Below are 16,954 nucleotides of genomic sequence, written 5' to 3'. Positions count from 1 at the left end.
CTTCTCACCAGACCACTCTCCATATTATCCTCAGTTGTTTGCTGCCAGCGGTCCCGCTGGCAGCAGGACATGTAACAACCTAAATTATTTAACCTTCCTCAATCCATTGTTAACATATGACTCACCATAAAATCCCAGATATTCCCCTCTTCAGCATTTAAAAAGAACCTGCTTTCCCACATTCATTGACTCTCAGGGAATCTATAGCAGGGATTTTCTGGACTTGGGGCTACCTGTGATACCTGGCGTCATTCGCCCCCTTGATTTATGAGCCGTCCCGGGCATACGCAGCGAAGGCGTTAAAAAAGAAATCTTGTTTAATATTCGTTATGTGTTTTCTATTCCCGCCCTTTGAAATTTTTGTTGGGGAAAGTGCCCGAATCCGGAGCGTTAAGAAACCATTTTTGTCTGAGATCCAGGCTTTTTCAGCGGAGGGAGTTTAAATGGTTTTATCCCGACAGCCGTCGGGAGAAGTGAACGCAGCGACAATTACTCCGGCGGTGATTTTTTTGATTCGTTTTTTTATCACTAACGCGTTTAGCGGTTAAAAAGTAGCCTTTGTGTCATCCTGAACTTGTTTCAGGATCTCGTAGAGCCTCTATCTTTGATATCGGCTCTAAACAGATCAGGGCTTAGTGCCACTACGAGATCTCCGAGAGCTGTCGGAGGTCCGGGATGACACAGAGGGTATTTCTTAGTTCTTTGCCATCTAATCTAACCGCTAAATACGTTATCACTAAAAAAATTGAACAGCACAACAGCAATAAGACGCCAAAATGATAATTAGATCTCCCCTTTTTCGCGGACAGTTCTTTAGTCGCCTGCCTGCGGATTGTACACACAAAAAGGAACATACCTACCCAAGCTCACAGCCCCCTTTACCCCGCTATAGTCGTATTACCAATTTGACTACCGTCATTTAGCCTTTCTGACTACGGTCAAATGATCTGAATGACTACCGTCAAACAGACCAAACGACGCCGTCACTTAGTCCATACGACGACGTCATATTCCCTTTGCGACGTCGTCGTACTGCCTTTGTGACTGCCTGCCCCCTAGTGAAGAACCCGGGGCGGTTCAAGTTTACCAGGATCAAACTATTAGGGGGCTTTGAAAACCCTATGTCATTGCGAATGGAGCGAATGAAATGAGCGAAATGCGGCAATCTCCATTTGTGTGGGGATCGCCACGCCCCGAAAAACACGGGGCTCGCGATGACAATTTCAAATGGTGTAGTTTTGCAAAGGCCTCTATTATTAATTCCCGCCGGGTCGGACGACCTCATAATTAAATGTATCGTGAAACTGCCGGCCGAACATATCGGTCACCCGCACCTGGATGGTTTGCTCTCCTACAGGGAGATTATTCGGCACACCGGCACTCCACAAGTGGGAAGAAATTACGGGGTTTGAGGGACGTTTGCCCGCCAGCAGTGATTCTGATGTATCCCACTTTTGGCGCAATTGGGCTACATAGGGATCGCTTTCTTCAACTTTACTCATCGATCGCCAATCATTGTCAGCCACTCTGTATTCTACTTTAGTCTTCTCATTGCCCATAAAATAATTCACGTAAAGTTCAGCGCCATGCCAACTGTCTTGCGGAACAACTTCCGGTCCCCAGATGCTCATGCGATGGGACTCCTCGTAATCGGCTGCCCGGTAATCCAGGGTAAACTCATTGCCCTCAAATGTAATCGTTGCATACCCGTTGGGGGTTCCGTCACGCATAAGTGTGGGTGGAATTCCGCGTTGATCCGGCACGCCTGACCACCAATCGCCGGATGTTGTGCCTACATTGTAATGAATATGAGGATTCTCCCGGTGCCAGCCTGATTCATTCCCAAAAAACTCGAATTGCTGGATATGGGTATGGGCTGAGAGAGATAACGTTTTCGGATACTCTTTCAACAGGTCAAAAAGATGATTGCGCTCTTCAATACGAAATGTGTGGCGGCCTTCCGGAACGATAAGTGGAATGTGAAACGCCAGCACTACCAGGTGGTCTTTTGGAACATGCTCGAGATCATTTTCAATAAAGGTAAGCTGCTCACCAGTAAATCCGCCTATATACCCCGATTCGCCGTCAGCCCGCGGGTAGAACACATCATCCAGCACAATGAAATGAACCTGCCCGTGATTGAAGGAATAGGTAGCCGGACCAAACACCCGTTCAAAGGTCTCATCCGCGTACTGATCGCTCTCAGCATCAAAATTCATGTCATGGTTACCATAGACATTAAACCAGGGAATGCCAACGCGGGCAACCGATTTTGTGTAGGGATCAAACAGGTCTAGATCATCCCCGACCAGGTCACCAAGGCTGATCCCAAAGTCATACCCCTCAATTTCTGCCACTTCCGACACAATATCTCGATCAAAATATTCGACCTCCTGCTCGGAATAGTGCTGTGGATCACCAAATACCAGCATTTTAAAATCCTTCTTCTGCTCAGCTTTTATCAGCGGAAAGTTCACCGATTCCGGAAGTGGACCTGTTGGCTCTACCCCGGGAAAATCCAATTCCGGTGACCCTTTTGGTTTGTGATTATAATAGAATTGGGGAAGATTGCGCTCATTCACGGGCAATCGGTAGCCGGACGGCTTAATCACAAAAAGGATATCATCCTCATCTACCGGGAGTGAATAGCGCCCGTCCTCGTCCGTCAGTACCACATCACGGCCATTTGAAACAGTCACCGATGCGATTCCCGGTTCTGCCTTTTCTTTTTTACTATTGCCATTTTCATCCTCAAACACCACGCCTGAGGCCGTTTGCTGTGCGGTTGCCCAACCTGAAAGCAGGAAGAGGAGTGCGAATAGAATGCTGGTATATTTCATGATATCTACTGATGTGATTCCTTTTTAAAGATGGAATAATTATACAAATCGTTTGTCAAGGTTCCTGAAATTTAAAGTTATTTTCTTGTTAACTTTGCCGACCAATTTGTCATTCTTAATAAAACTAAATCACGTGAAGGTAATACCCGCAATTGATCTCCTTGACGGACAGGTGGTCCGGCTGCATAAAGGTGACTACGACCAAGCTACAATTTATAATGACAATCCTGTGGAGGAGGCCCGCAAGTTTAAAGAGGCTGGCTTTTCCCACATCCATGTGATTGATTTGAACGGTGCCCGGCAAGGGGAATTCATGAACCTAAAACATATCACAGCTATTATTGAAGAAACCGGGCTTTCCGTACAGACCGGCGGCGGAGTCCGCAGTTATGAAGATGCGGATATGTTGCTGAAACAGGGTATCAGCAAAGTGATATGCAGCTCAATGGCGGTGCGGAAGCCGGAGGATTGGCTGAAGCTGCTGGATGAACGGGGAGAACGAGCAATTCTCGGCATGGATCTGAAAGATGGCAAAGTGGCATATGCAGGATGGGAAGAGACGTCGGATGATTCTCTTGACACATTCCTTGAACCAATGCTAAAACGGGGCCTACAAAATGTACTGTGCACTGATATCAGTCGCGACGGAACCCTGGGAGGGCCCAATATTGAGCTCTATAACTCACTAAGGAAACAATTCCCCAACCTGACATTTATTGCTTCAGGCGGAGTGGGAAGCTATAACGATCTACTCGATCTGCAGAAAGCCGGGATGCCTTCTGTTGTTGTCGGGAGAGCGTATTATGAAGGCAAAATAGGCTTAGAAGCGCTGGCAGAATTTGCTTAAAAACAGGCTAGGTGCGATGCACTTCAAAAGTACGTCGCACCTGGGTTTTAAAACTATCGACCAAAATCATCCTGTACCCGGACGATGTCATCTTCGTTTGAAGGATTGTTGATGTCGGTGTGCTGCCATATTTCTGCCAGTACACCCCAATCGTCAAGCCCGACCAACCGGTGCCGCTCCCCTTTTTTTAATCTGACCTGTGCCCCTGTCTTATAGGTATCAAGCGGACCCTGCTGGTTGGTATCACTGGTAATAATCCCTACGGGACCCTCAATTATCTTCCATATTTCTGCACGGCGATGGTGATACTGCCAGGAAAGTCTTTTACCAGGTTCCACAATCAATATTTTGGGGCTCAGTCTGCCTGCAATCTTGAGTTCATCCACAGGTTTTTCCTCAAAATAAGTGTTGGCAAACTGTTGTGCCTGTTCCTCCTCAATTACAAAAAATCCTCCCCATGGGCGCTCCCTGTCCTCGTCAACTATGGTAAAGCCTAGATCCTTTACCTGTTGTTCGGTCTCCTCAAAAACCTGCTGCTTCGTTCGTTCGGTACTCATTCCAATATTAGATTTATTCCAGATAGTATTTGTGACCGACCGAACTTAAAAAAGAAAGGATAGTTACGCCATTTTTAATCTCAGATACTCGAGTAAATCAGGAACGGGCCAGTTGCAGGTACTCTTTCAGACTATAATCATTCTGAATTTCAGATTCTTCTTCCTCACCCTCATCCGAAGTAGACTCTTCGGCCTCGGATAGTTCTTTCCCCAGCTCATTTTCGACCCTGCATTCCGAGTCATGTTCCTCCTCCAACAAACCATCTTCGGAATCATTTTCTTCCGTAAAATCTCGTTCCGATTCCTTTGCTTCTAGTCCTCCATCTCCAAACTCCTCATATTCACGTGGTTCAGAACGTTCAGTCTCCAACTTTTCATTTTCAGGCTTTGGAACCTCATCGTCAGAGTATTCATCGAACTCTTTGATATCATGCTCTACCTGTATATCCAGGTCCATTTCATCACTACCTTTGGCAACAGAATCCACGGTTTCTGGAGAAGGACAGGGTTCTTCCGTAAAGCCTTGTCCCAACTGTTTTTGCTCCTTTTCCAAAACAGTTGGCTTTTGCTGGATTTTGTGCTGAGCATTTACCACAGCGAGTTTCTTTTCCGGGACTGAAACTTCAGTAGTCGTTTCTGAATCGGTTTTGTCGATCTTATTGACCTGTTCATCTTCAAAATGCCATTTCCAAAGCTTCTTTTCCATTCGGATCCAAAGCAGGTCCTCTCCCCCGCGCCGCACGAAACCCACAAGTGCTCCCCCCACATATATGGGCAAAAAAGCCAGCAACATGGCAACCAGTGTACCCATCAAGTCCGTCGATAAATTATGATTGGCATTCCCCACAAAAAAAATGAGCTCGTTGATGGTAGATACCAGGCTAGAGGGCATAGCGGGGCTTGGGCCTCCTGCCAGTTCACCGATAGTTTCTGGATACAGGGCTCCAAGTAGATCCATATCAGCCAATTGGCGATATAAAGAGGAACAATTGGATAGAACGGCTGGAAAAGAACTGAGCCCGGACAAGCTTTTTTCAATGATTGACCCGCTGGAACCCAGTGTGATAAGGGCGGAAAGAAAAGCACAACCCTTTAACCCAAATTCTACAATTGCCAAAATTATCCTGCTCACAGATTTGCCCAGAATACGCAAAGTCATCGTTAATTTGATTTTGTTTGAAGTGAGAGCACGAGTTAGACTTGGTTTCCAAACTCGGATGTATTCGCCTGTAGTAAGTCCGTTTATATATAAGAGCGGATAACGTAGGTACTGTTACAAATTCTTTTAGCAATTGTATTTGGAGTATTGTTAAAAGGTAGGAAGGCTAATAAAAAAAAGCCTCAAGGTTTTTACCCTGAGGCTCAACAGAGTTGTTCATATTTAGGAATTTTCGTCTCTAATGCAGTCATCTTTTGGTTCTTTGTGGCAGGGATCTATCGCTGTTGCGCCACATTCTGGACACTCAACTGGTTTATTCATGATTACCTCCACTACATTTAATTCAAGATTGAAAATAATTTTATCCAGAGATCAGGGGAATGTCCAATATCTGGCCAAATTTAAATATGATTTAAATAAAACATACCTTCATGGAGGTGAAAAAATTACCATTCTTTGTCTATATTATACCTTCAAATTTCTTGCAAATAAAGTTACTATATGCTCGCTAAACGAATTATTCCTTGCCTTGACATTAAAGATGGTCGAACTGTTAAAGGAGTCAACTTTGTAGATCTGCGTGATGCGGGGGATCCTGTTGAGCTTGCCAAACGTTACGCCGATGAAGGGGCCGATGAACTCGTTTTTCTTGACATCACGGCCACCCAGGAAAAACGTAAAACCCTGGTTGAATTGGTTCGCCGTATTGCCGCTGAAATTGATATTCCGTTCACAGTGGGTGGGGGAATTCGCACCCTCGATGAAATTGAGGATCTGCTGCATGCCGGAGCAGATAAAGTTTCTCTCAACAGTGCAATAGTTAGAGACCCGGAGCTAATCAATAAGGCTTCCGAGCGTTTCGGTGCGCAGTGCATTGTTGCTGCCGTAGATGCCAAGCGGCAAGGAGATTCCTGGTCGGTCTTCATTTCAGGCGGCTCGAAAGATACCGGAAAAGATGCACTGCAGTGGATGCAGGAAGTGGAGCAGCGCGGGGCCGGGGAAATCCTGCTTACGAGCATGGACCGCGACGGAACAAAATCGGGCTTTGATCTAGAACTGTTGAAAAGAGTAAATACAGAGGTCCGAATACCCGTCATTGCCAGTGGTGGCGCCGGCACCATTCAACACTGTATTGATGCGATACAGGAAGGGCTTGCAGATGCCGTTTTAGCGGCCAGTATCTTTCACTTCCAGGAAATAGATATCAAAGACCTAAAAGCTTCCTTCAAAAAAGAGGAGATTCCGGTACGCCTGGTTTCTCAACACTAGCCTCCCTGAACTGGTATTATTTTCGCCGTTAATTGCGTACTTTCACCCCCGACATTAATCAACAACTGAAGAACTAGGTGCTACCAACCCGATGGATATCGACAAACTAGATTTTGACAAGGGCGACGGCCTTCTTCCAGCTATCATTCAAGACGCTGATACCTACCAAGTACTCATGCTTGGTTATATGAATAAACCTGCGCTGGAAAAAACGCTGGAGGAAGAACGAGTTACCTTTTACAGCCGAAGCAAAGAACGGCTGTGGACCAAAGGGGAAACTTCTGAAAACTACCTGGATGTCGTAGAAATCCAAGCCGACTGTGACAACGACACGCTCCTGATTTTAGCCACTCCTCAGGGACCCACCTGCCACACCGGTGAAACCTCCTGCTTTCATGAGAAAAAGTTCGTCCCCAAAAAGAATCGCTACTCATTCCTGAAAAGCCTTGAAGATCTGATTAAGGATAGAAAAGAAAAACTGCCGGAAGATTCCTACACCACGTACCTATTCAACAAGGGAATTGACAAGATTGCTCAGAAAGTGGGTGAAGAAGCGGTTGAGACAGTTATTGAAGCTAAAAATGACAGCAAAAAACAATTTGTCGGGGAAGTGGCCGACCTCCTTTTCCACCTTATGGTATTGATGGCGGAAAAAGGCGTATCACTCAAGAAAGTGGTAAAAAAACTGAAAAAGCGCCACAACAAAGGCAATCACAAGCACCTTGGATAACAAGTTTGTAAGAGATGTCATCTTGCGAAAAGATGACATCTCTTATTCCTTCTCCTACCTCTTCGTTACTACTTTATACAACCATATAATAAAGAAAATGCCTGCAATCCCGCCCAGCCAATCGGCGTAGGGAGCAAACGATTCCGGTACAATACGTAGCGCTTCCGTGCTCTCCTGGAGAGCAAAAGGAATGGCCAGGACGATTCCAATGAGAGCCTCCCCTGTTATAAGCCCTGATGAAAAGAGCAGACCTCGCCGTTCCCCAATCTCCTTTGCCTTTTCAGGGTCTGAACCCTCAGCTATGGAACGTGCTGCCAAACGTTTACCGGCATACCAGGCCAGAACTCCTCCAATGAAAATCGGTACAGTGAGTTCCAGCGGTAGGTAGATTCCAACTGCCACGGCCAACACCGGCGCACGGAAGTCCGATCCGCGCGCTTCCAGCACCTTGTCAAAAATGATAATCGCCACAGCGATGAGACACCCTATTACAATCATGCTCCATTCCAGGTTCCGGGCAAAAACGCCCTCCGCCACCGACTGCATCAACGTAGCCTGCGGGGCACTGAGCATCTCCTCCGGGTTCATTCCTTCTCTGGGGAACACACCGCCCATCCCATAAGCATTGAAAAGCAGGCTCAAAATCGGGGCGATAACCAGTGCCGAGGCTACCACTCCCACAATCTGCATGATCTGCTGTTTATACGGGGTGGCGCCCACCAGCTGACCTGCTTTGAGATCCTGCATGTTATCCCCGGCGATGGCTGCCGCACAGGCTACCATGGCTCCCACTACTATCGCCGCAGCGGCTGCAGCCCCTGCCCGATCGGCATCCACACCGAATTCAAGTTGTGATCCCAACAGGGCCAATAAGATAAGTGCTGTTGCCAAAATAGTTGCAATGGTGACTCCCGAAATTGGGTTGTTGGAGGAGCCCACCAAACCGGCCATATATCCGGCAACGGAAGCAAACAGGAAACCGGCAATGAGCGAGAATAGCACTCCGATGCTCATAGTTGTCCAATAAAGTCCACTGGTAACCGGAAGGTGCGTGGTGTCGATCACCTGGGTAAATACAATTAGGATAGGGATAGCAAGTCCGAGAACACCCCAGAGCACGTAGTTGATCGGCATATCCTGTTCGGTGCGAAGTATAGCGGCTCCCTCGCCAGATCTCACTTTTTTTACAGCTTCCCAAGAAGACTTTATACCGTCAACCAACGGTTTTGCCAGTGAAATCAGGGCCCAAACGCCACCAACGACCATGGCTCCTACGCCCATGTACCGAATTTTCTGGCTCCAAACCTCCAGGGCTGCGCCATACCCGGTATTGCTCCCTACTACTTCCGACAACACCTGCGGATCAGCAAACGCCATGTAGATCGGAATTCCGAACAGCCAGGAAATAAGTCCACCGCCAAATACCAGCACAGCGATATTTAAACCAACGATATATCCCACACCGAGCAGTGCCACCGAAAGTTCAGTTCCAAGCCCGAAAATTGAGCGCCCTGTAGTGACTGAACCGCTGAGTGAACCCGAAAAAAGTTTTAGCCCGGTTTGTCCAAGTTTGTACAGGCCACCAACAAGTCCAGCCCAAAGGATATATTTGATTCCTTTTCCTCCCTCGGTGCCCGCTTTCAGCACCTCACCAGTCGCTACGCCTTCCGGAAATTTGAGCCCTTGTTCAATAATTAATGCGCGACGCAATGGAATAGTGAATAATACGCCAAGCACGCCGCCAAAAAGGGCAATCGCCATTGTATCGATGAAGGGGAAATCCATCCAGTATCTAAGCAGAATTAGTGCGGGAAGCGTAAAAATGACGCCGGCGGCAAGCGATTCCCCAGCCGACGCAGCTGTTTGCACAATATTATTTTCCAGGATATTAGATTCCCTGAACAAGCGGAGCACAGCCATTGAAATCACGGCAGCAGGAATAGAGGCCGAAACAGTCATCCCCACTTTCAACCCGAGGTAGGCGTTGGCACCGGCCAGTATTGCAGATAATAAAATACCCAGGATAACCGCTTTCACTGTTATCTGGGGAAGATCGTCTTGTGGACGTACGTAGGGCGTAAACTGTTGAGACTCTTTATTCAAAGCTGAACTCCATCCTTAACTTAATATTTGTCCAAAGTTAACAGATGCAGGCGTTATTCCAAGACTTGTAAAAATTGACAATAAAAAAAGCGCATAGTGCAATCTCACTATGCGCTTCGATTTTTAATCATTCGACCTCTAGCCTACTCAACCGGATCCACAACTTTGTATGGCAGCTTATCTGTTACACACCCTTCAGAAGCTGATGAAACCAGCATCGCATATTTATAAAGTGATCCACTTTGGATTTGCAGAGGCGGTGCCTCCCACTCTTTGCGGCGGGCCTGTAACACTTCGTCGGAAATATCGACCTTGAGTACGCGCTCTTCGGCATCGATCAAAATGGGGTCGCCATCTTTGAGCAACGCAATGGGACCACCAACTTGCGCCTCAGGTGTTATGTGACCAATAACAAAACCGTGACTGCCACCGGAAAAACGACCGTCAGTAATCAGGGCCACTTCCTTACCTAGTCCCGCTCCCATAATTGCCGCAGTAATCGAGAGCATTTCTCGCATGCCCGGTCCGCCTTTGGGACCTTCATAACGAATGACAACGACGTCACCCGCCTCAACTTCCCCGTTTTGAATCGCCTCCAGGCTCTCCTCTTCAGATTCAAACACTTTGGCGGTGCCCTCAAAATGAGTTCCCTCTTTACCGGTGATTTTTGCAACTGCACCCTCAGGTGCCAAGTTCCCATACAGAATCTGCAGGTGCCCGGTTTCTTTAATCGGATCAGAAACAGGATGGATAATATTCTGTTCCTCAAACAAGCCGGGAACATCCGCCACGTTTTCAGCCAGTGTCTTGCCCGTTACGGTGATGCAGTCCCCGTTTAAATATCCTTCTTCGAGGAGCAGTTTTTGAACGGCGGGGACGCCTCCCACATTATAAAGATCTTCCATCAGGTATTTGCCGCTGGGTTTGAGGTCCGCGATGTAGGGCGTGCTGTTGCTGATCTCCTGGAAGTCATCAATAGTAAAAGGCACTTCAGCAGCATGTGCAATGGCCAGCATGTGCAGGACCGCATTGGTTGACCCACCCAGTGCTATAATTATGCGAATCGCATTTGTAAGAGATTCCTTTGTAATAATGTCGCGCGGTTTCAGATCCTGCTCCATTAAATTGAGGATAGCTTCTCCTGCTTTTTCGCACTCAGCCAGTTTCTCTTTGTGCGTTGCGGGAATCGAAGAACTGAACGGCAGACTCATCCCCATCGTCTCAATGGCTGATGCCATAGTATTGGCTGTGTACATTCCACCACAGGCTCCCGCACCTGGACAGGCGTGCTTGATCACATTATTCAGTTCTTCCTCATCTATATTATTCGAGAGGTACTCTCCATACGACTCAAACGCCGATACAAGGTTCAGATCCTCTCCATTCAACTTTCCGGGGCTAATGGTTCCGCCATACACCATTATAGAAGGACGATTCAAGCGGGCCATAGCCATTACCGATCCCGGCATGTTTTTATCACAACCGACAACTGAAATATTTGCATCATACCATTGGGCACGCATCACGGTTTCGATGGAGTCAGCAATGATATCACGAGACGGCAGAGAGTACTTCATACCCTTGGTTCCCATAGAAATTCCATCACTCACACCGATGCTGTGAAACACATATCCCACAAGTCCAGCATCCCAAATGCTATCACGTATGCGCTCAGCCAAGCCGTTCAAATGCATGTTACAGGGATTTCCTTCCCAGCCGGTACTGGCGACACCGACCTGTGGTTTGTCCATATCATCATCACTCAACCCCGTCGCATATAGCATAGCACGCGAGCCCACTTGCGACTGTTGTTGGGTAAGTCTGGAACTGTATTTATTGAGTTTATCAGCCATAGAAGTCGAAATATATCTTTGTTTATTACTATTTTATGCTTACTGCTGCCGGTGGGTTAAAGTATCTAAAACTTAACGATAAACAGAAAGACCTAAAGCTATAAGTTTCGTTAAACTATACAAGTCTAATCCGGTCAAAAAAATTTTTCTTTTTGCTTGACATGAGAAAAATGGTTACCTATTATTGAAGAGCTTCATCGAAAAGCAATAAATCACTTTTGGGGAAACGAATCAAACATATAACCACAGCTGATATCAACGCAGGCAACAGCATTCTTCCTGCGGATCGTAATTCCTCTGTTTTGTTCATGGTCGCTTTCTCCATTATTGCTACTCTTTCAATTTCGTTAGCAGCAACTGTCTCTCCTGTAGTAGAGCTTATCAATAGCTACGGTGTAATAGGTATAGTTGTAACCGTACTATCCATCCTACAGGTTCTAATTTCTGGCATTCTAATTCTAAACCTACTAATTAGCTAACCACAACAGCCAGAGGTTAGAACTTAAATCAAAGCTCTTTTTAAAAAGATTTAACTAAATTCTGACCTCTGGCAGGAAAAGTACATTTACGAGGTCATATGAACCATTTAAAAGCTCAAAGATTCGAACACAGCACCGATGAACAACCTGTTGAGGCCTCGGAAACTCACGTGATGAACGGGGCTGAAATTTTGATAAATACGCTGGAAGACCTGGAGGTAGATACTCTTTTTGGGTATCCCGGGGGAGCTGTACTACCGATATACGACAAACTTTTTGATAGTCATGATATCCGGCATGTTTTAATCCGACACGAACAAGCCGGAACACATGCTGCCGACGGATACGCCCGAGCCACCGGAAAACCAGGGGTTGTCCTGGTTACTTCCGGTCCGGGCGGTACCAACACCGTTACAGGTATTGCCACGGCAGCTATGGATTCCATACCTCTGGTTGTGTTTACGGGACAGGTTCCTTCCAGCCTCATAGGGAATGATGCATTCCAGGAAGCTGATATAGTAGGAATTACCCGTCCCATCACCAAGCATAACTACCTGGTGAAGGATGTCGACGATTTGGAGCAGGTAATACGGGAAGCGTTCCATGTTGCTACAAGCGGGCGCCCTGGTCCGGTGCTGGTTGATCTTCCAAAAGACATGTTGAATACGGAAGGTCGCTACAGCGGGCTCAAGAAAATTTCAATGCCCAATTACAATCCGGTAACCCAAGGGCACAAATCCCAGATTCAAAAGGCAGCCAAACTGCTGAGTGAAGCCAAAAAACCTCTGATATATGCTGGTGGCGGCGCTATTCTCGGAGAAGCCTGGGAAGAGCTGACAACCATGGCTGAACGGCTCGACATTCCGGTTACCACTACCCTTATGGGTCTTGGTGCGTTCCCGGAAAGCAAGAAGCAATCGCTGGGGATGCTTGGCATGCACGGTACGTACTACGCCAATATGGCTATAACGGAATGTGATGTCCTGTTGGCGGTTGGAGCCCGCTTCGACGATCGGGTAACGGGGCGTCTGGACGGATTTTCACCACATTCGAAGAAAATTCATATCGACATTGATCCGTCCAACATCGGTAAAAACGTCGCTGTTGAAGTACCCATCGTGGGGGATGTTAAGAAGGTACTCCCACAAATTGATGAACTGACAGATAAACCGGAAATCAATCAATGGTGGGAAACGATTAATACCTGGAAAGAGGAACATCCACTGAAGGTTGCAAAATCTGAGGATACTATTAAGCCTCAGCACATGATCGAGGAGATTTCCCGTATCACAAAAGGTGATGCAGTTGTGGTAACTGATGTTGGCCAGCACCAAATGTGGGCTGCCCAGCACTACAAGTTCAACCACCCACGCTCCTTCCTCACATCTGGTGGACTGGGAACCATGGGCTATGGATTTCCCGCGGCTATGGGAGCAGCTTTTGCAGTGCCTGACCGTCCGGTTGTCTGTATCACCGGAGATGGAGGATTCCAGATGACAGCTTATGAACTGGCCACTGCGGTTGAATACGAAGTGCCACTCAAGATTGCCATTATGAATAATAATTGCCTTGGAATGGTGCGACAGTGGCAGGAACTCTTTTATAATAAACGATACAGCCACTCCATCCTTAAAAAGGGAAATCCTGATTTCGTGAAGCTGGCTGAAAGTTATGGTGCCGCTGCTTTCCGGGCCACCAATCCAAAAGAGATGACGGAAGTGCTCGAAAAAGCGATGGAAATTAATGATCGGCCTGTAGTTATGGACTTCCAGGTTGAGGAACACGAAAATTGCTATCCGATGGTACCAGCGGGTGCAGCATTGAATGAAATGGTAGAAGGGGAAGAAGAATGATATCAACACAGAACGGGAAAACGGAAACTAAAAACAAGCATACCCTTTCGGTTCTGGTTAACTACAATCTCAATGCTCTCTCCAGGATCATTGGAATCTTTAGCGGAAAAGGCTTTGAGATTGATAGTGTGAGTTTTGGTCCTGGCGAAGAGTCGGGGCTTGCAAGAATTACTATTACCACGCACGGTGATGAGCATATCATTGAGCAGATTACGAAACAGCTCAATAAAATCATCGACGTGGTCAAGGTCACAGACCTTACGTATGATCATTTCGTTGAGCGGGAGCTGGCACTGGTCAAAGTGGCCGCTACTGCCTCCAGCCGGACCGAAGTGATGCAAGTTGCCCAGGTTTTCCGGGCCAAAGTTATTGATATTAGCCCTGAAAAACTTTCCATCGAAGTGACCGGCAACCGGGATAAAGTAGACGCCTTCATCGGAATGATGGAGCCGTTTGGCATCTCGGAAGTGGCCCGAACCGGGACGGTAGCCCTAAAAAGAGAATACAGCGGATCAGTTTAACAGTTTTTTAACATATAACACATAATCAAAAGCAGGACTTATTTAATGAAAGCGAAGACATATTATAACAATGATGCTGACCTTCAGTTTCTGGCAGATAAAACCGTAGCCATTATGGGATACGGGAGCCAGGGCCATGCACACGCCCTTAACCTGAAAGAGAGCGGAGTCGATGTAGTTGTTGGCCTCCGTGAAGGCAGCTCGTCCAGAGATGAAGCCGAAAAAGCTGGACTCAAAGTATTGGATCCATCTGAAGCGGCCAAAGCCGGCGACATTGTTATGATACTTATTCCCGATCAGTACCAGGCAGATTTTTACGAAGAACACGTAAAGCCCAATCTTGAGGAAGGCAATGCTCTTGCTTTTGCCCACGGGTTTAATATCCACTTCGGTGCAATTGAGCCGGAAGATAACGTTGATGTTTTCATGATTGCTCCCAAAAGTCCCGGGCATCTTGTACGCAGGGTCTATGAGCAAGGTTCTGGCGTCCCCTGCCTCATCGCTGTTCACCAGGATTACACTGGTTCAGCGAAAGATATCGCACTGGCCTATGCAAAAGGGCTTGGCGGAACGCATGCCGGAGTTATCGAAACGACATTTGAAGAAGAGACAGAAACCGATCTTTTCGGAGAGCAGGCAGTACTCTGTGGCGGCGCTTCTGAGCTGGTCAAAAAAGGATTTGAAGTGCTAGTTGAAGCTGGTTACCAACCGGAAATCGCTTATTTCGAGTGCCTGCACGAGCTGAAGCTGATCGTCGATCTCATGTATGAAGGTGGTATTGAAGGAATGTACTACTCTGTAAGTGATACTGCTGAATATGGCGGACTTACCCGTGGCACCGACATCATTGATGATGACACCAAAAAACGCATGGAGAAACTGCTGAAAGATGTTCAGGACGGCTCTTTCGCTGAAGAATGGATCAACGAGAACAAAGAAGGACTTCCTAATCTCACAAAACTTCGCTCTGAGCTCGACAAGCATAAAATTGAGAAGGTCGGCAAAGATCTCCGGTCAATGATGGACTGGATCGGAAATAAGGAGCAAGCCGAACCTGCAGAATAGTTTTATACAGCGCTTTTAAAAAAGAACAACAATGACTGCAACAAACATCCAAATTTTTGATACCACGCTGCGTGATGGAACTCAGGGGGAGAAAATTTCTTTTTCCGCCGAGGATAAGATCCGTGTAGCTCACAAGCTCGACGAATTTGGATTCAACTATATTGAAGGTGGCTGGCCTGGTTCAAATCCAAAAGATATGGAGTTCTTTGAGCTGGCCAAGCGTCATTCCTTTTCAAATGCCAAAATTGTGGCTTTCGGCAGTACCTGCCGGGCCGGTAACACCGCAGAAGAAGATGCAAACCTTTGTGCATTGGTAGAGGCGGAAACGCCCGCTGTTTCCATTTTTGGCAAAAGCTGGTTACTGCACGTTGAAAAAGCGCTTAAAATTTCGGCTCAGGATAACCTCAAAATAATCTCTGATTCCGTGGCTTTCCTTAAGAGTCACGGAAAAGAGGTTATCTATGATGCCGAGCATTTCTTTGACGGGTATAAAGACAACCCGGGATACGCCCTCAAAACACTGAAAGCGGCAGAAGATGCCGGGGCTGACGTCTTGGTTATGTGTGACACCAACGGTGGTACACTTACCCATGAAATCACCCAAATTGTTTCAGAAGTCCGGGAGCATACAAATACCAAGCTTGGTATTCATGCGCACAACGACTGCGAAGTGGCGGTTGCAAATTCTTTAGCTGCGGTTGCTGCAGGGTGTGAACATGTGCAGGGCACCATTAATGGATATGGCGAGCGGTGTGGTAATGCCAATCTCTGCTCGGTGGTTCCCAACCTTCAGCTCAAGCAAAGCTACAGCTGTATTCCGGATGAAAAAATGGAGCAACTTTCTTCGCTTTCTCACTTCGTAAGTGAGTTGGCTAATGTTAGCCCGGATATTCGTCAACCGTATGTAGGTCGCAGTGCTTTTGCCCACAAAGGCGGTGTACATGTAAGTGCAGTGATGAAAAATGAGCAGACCTATGAGCACGTCGTGCCTGAAAAAGTAGGAAATCGACGTCGGGTGCTTGTATCGGATCTCTCGGGCAAAAGTAATGTCTATTACAAGACAGATGAGCTTGGCATTCAACTGGATGAGCACGGCGATGATGCTCCCCAGATTGTCCAGAAGCTCAAAGAACTTGAAAATGAAGGGTACCAGTTTGAGGCAGCCGAAGCATCGTTTGAACTGTTGGTCAAAAAGATGACCCAGCCGTGGGAAGAATATTTTTCCCTTGAAGGCCTGCGTGTCATCGTGGAAAAGAACGTATCTGGTGAAGCCCGATCAGAAGCCACAATCAGGCTGAAGGTTGGCGACCAGATTGAACACTGTGCGGCCGAAGGCAGTGGTCCTGTGCACGCCCTGGATGGCGCTATGCGAAAGGCGCTTCACAAATTCTTTCCAGAAATTGTTGATATGCATCTCCAGGATTACAAAGTGCGCGTACTCAACGAGAAAGACGGCACAGGAGCTCGCGTTCGGGTTCTTATTGACTCGAACGAAAATGGCGACTCCTGGGGTACCGTCGGCGTCTCAGAAAATATTATTGAAGCGAGCTGGCAAGCTCTCTCCGACAGCTTTAGCTATTTCCTGATGAAGCAAAATGAAGAACTTCTTGATACATCTACAAATAAAGCAAGCTAACAACGATCCATTAATCATAAATCATAATTGAGGCGTAATTTA

General features: G+C 47.0%; 12 protein-coding genes. 7 read left to right on the top strand and 5 right to left on the bottom strand.

The window, feature by feature from the left end; translation table 11 throughout:
- Positions 1 to 1,256: 1,256 nt before the first annotated feature.
- On the bottom strand, positions 1,257 to 2,840 hold the full coding sequence (locus NC796_RS14290) for a calcineurin-like phosphoesterase family protein (protein ID WP_310685334.1): 1,584 nt from the start codon (positions 2,838 to 2,840) through the stop codon (positions 1,257 to 1,259).
- Positions 2,841 to 2,973: 133 nt separating this feature from the next.
- On the opposite strand from NC796_RS14290, the gene hisA reads away from it, so the two are divergent.
- The gene (hisA, locus tag NC796_RS14285; protein ID WP_310685332.1) at positions 2,974 to 3,687 is read left to right on the top strand and encodes a 1-(5-phosphoribosyl)-5-[(5-phosphoribosylamino)methylideneamino]imidazole-4-carboxamide isomerase; all 714 of its coding nucleotides are present in this window, start codon (positions 2,974 to 2,976) and stop codon (positions 3,685 to 3,687) included.
- A 53-nt stretch (positions 3,688 to 3,740) separates the two neighbouring features.
- Here hisA and NC796_RS14280 read toward each other — a convergent pair whose 3' ends face one another.
- The gene (locus NC796_RS14280; RefSeq protein WP_310685330.1) at positions 3,741 to 4,244 is read right to left on the bottom strand and encodes a phosphoheptose isomerase; all 504 of its coding nucleotides are present in this window, start codon (positions 4,242 to 4,244) and stop codon (positions 3,741 to 3,743) included.
- Between the two features lie 97 nt (positions 4,245 to 4,341).
- Positions 4,342 to 5,403 carry a hypothetical protein gene (locus NC796_RS14275; protein ID WP_310685328.1) on the bottom strand — a complete coding sequence of 354 codons (1,062 nt, stop codon included), beginning with the start codon at positions 5,401 to 5,403 and terminating at the stop codon, positions 4,342 to 4,344.
- Between the two features lie 501 nt (positions 5,404 to 5,904).
- Here NC796_RS14275 and hisF point away from each other — a divergent pair.
- Together hisF and hisIE are read left to right on the top strand one after the other, a co-directional pair.
- The gene (gene hisF / locus NC796_RS14270; protein WP_310685327.1) at positions 5,905 to 6,672 is read left to right on the top strand and encodes an imidazole glycerol phosphate synthase subunit HisF; all 768 of its coding nucleotides are present in this window, start codon (positions 5,905 to 5,907) and stop codon (positions 6,670 to 6,672) included.
- Between the two features lie 91 nt (positions 6,673 to 6,763).
- Positions 6,764 to 7,402, top strand: coding sequence for a bifunctional phosphoribosyl-AMP cyclohydrolase/phosphoribosyl-ATP diphosphatase HisIE (gene hisIE, locus NC796_RS14265; RefSeq protein WP_310685326.1), 639 nt, complete (start codon positions 6,764 to 6,766; stop codon positions 7,400 to 7,402).
- Positions 7,403 to 7,456: 54 nt separating this feature from the next.
- On the opposite strand, the gene NC796_RS14260 is transcribed toward hisIE, so the two are convergent.
- A complete protein-coding gene (locus NC796_RS14260) occupies positions 7,457 to 9,505 on the bottom strand; it encodes an OPT family oligopeptide transporter (protein WP_310685325.1) in 2,049 nt (682 codons plus the stop codon).
- 143 nt (positions 9,506 to 9,648) lie between these two features.
- Positions 9,649 to 11,358: a dihydroxy-acid dehydratase gene (gene ilvD, locus NC796_RS14255; RefSeq protein ID WP_310685323.1), complete on the bottom strand. Its 1,710-nt coding sequence runs from the start codon at positions 11,356 to 11,358 to the stop codon at positions 9,649 to 9,651.
- Positions 11,359 to 12,010: 652 nt separating this feature from the next.
- Here ilvD and ilvB point away from each other — a divergent pair.
- Genes ilvB through cimA form a run of 4 tightly spaced genes read left to right on the top strand, consistent with a single transcriptional unit; the run spans position 12,011 to position 16,912 of the window.
- The gene (gene ilvB / locus NC796_RS14250; protein ID WP_409070378.1) at positions 12,011 to 13,690 is read left to right on the top strand and encodes a biosynthetic-type acetolactate synthase large subunit; all 1,680 of its coding nucleotides are present in this window, start codon (positions 12,011 to 12,013) and stop codon (positions 13,688 to 13,690) included.
- Positions 13,687 to 14,211: an acetolactate synthase small subunit gene (ilvN, locus tag NC796_RS14245; RefSeq protein WP_310685320.1), complete on the top strand. Its 525-nt coding sequence runs from the start codon at positions 13,687 to 13,689 to the stop codon at positions 14,209 to 14,211. Before ilvB ends, ilvN begins: the two co-directional genes overlap by 4 nt.
- A gap of 45 nt (positions 14,212 to 14,256) precedes the next feature.
- Positions 14,257 to 15,276, top strand: coding sequence for a ketol-acid reductoisomerase (gene ilvC / locus NC796_RS14240; protein WP_310685317.1), 1,020 nt, complete (start codon positions 14,257 to 14,259; stop codon positions 15,274 to 15,276).
- Positions 15,277 to 15,307: 31 nt separating this feature from the next.
- Positions 15,308 to 16,912: a citramalate synthase gene (gene cimA, locus NC796_RS14235; RefSeq protein ID WP_310685315.1), complete on the top strand. Its 1,605-nt coding sequence runs from the start codon at positions 15,308 to 15,310 to the stop codon at positions 16,910 to 16,912.
- The last annotated feature ends 42 nt before the right edge of the window (positions 16,913 to 16,954 follow it).

This window comes from Aliifodinibius sp. S!AR15-10, assembly GCF_031569985.1.
Classification (GTDB): domain Bacteria; phylum Bacteroidota; class Rhodothermia; order Balneolales; family Balneolaceae; genus JAMQKA01.
Note: the sequence above shows the minus strand (reverse complement) of the source record. Positions and strands in the feature narration are given on the sequence as shown.

What these genes read in the sequence shown, in the direction of transcription:
- NC796_RS14280 (WP_310685330.1), bottom strand. Translation starts at nt 4,244, where the DNA reads ATGAGTACCGAACGAACGAAGCAGCAGGTTTTTGAGGAGACCGAACAA.
- hisIE (WP_310685326.1), top strand. Translation starts at nt 6,764, where the DNA reads ATGGATATCGACAAACTAGATTTTGACAAGGGCGACGGCCTTCTTCCA.
- cimA (WP_310685315.1), top strand. Translation starts at nt 15,308, where the DNA reads ATGACTGCAACAAACATCCAAATTTTTGATACCACGCTGCGTGATGGA.
- NC796_RS14290 (WP_310685334.1), bottom strand. Translation starts at nt 2,840, where the DNA reads ATGAAATATACCAGCATTCTATTCGCACTCCTCTTCCTGCTTTCAGGT.
- ilvN (WP_310685320.1), top strand. Translation starts at nt 13,687, where the DNA reads ATGATATCAACACAGAACGGGAAAACGGAAACTAAAAACAAGCATACC.
- hisF (WP_310685327.1), top strand. Translation starts at nt 5,905, where the DNA reads ATGCTCGCTAAACGAATTATTCCTTGCCTTGACATTAAAGATGGTCGA.
- NC796_RS14275 (WP_310685328.1), bottom strand. Translation starts at nt 5,403, where the DNA reads ATGACTTTGCGTATTCTGGGCAAATCTGTGAGCAGGATAATTTTGGCA.
- ilvB (WP_409070378.1), top strand. Translation starts at nt 12,011, where the DNA reads ATGAACGGGGCTGAAATTTTGATAAATACGCTGGAAGACCTGGAGGTA.
- ilvC (WP_310685317.1), top strand. Translation starts at nt 14,257, where the DNA reads ATGAAAGCGAAGACATATTATAACAATGATGCTGACCTTCAGTTTCTG.
- ilvD (WP_310685323.1), bottom strand. Translation starts at nt 11,358, where the DNA reads ATGGCTGATAAACTCAATAAATACAGTTCCAGACTTACCCAACAACAG.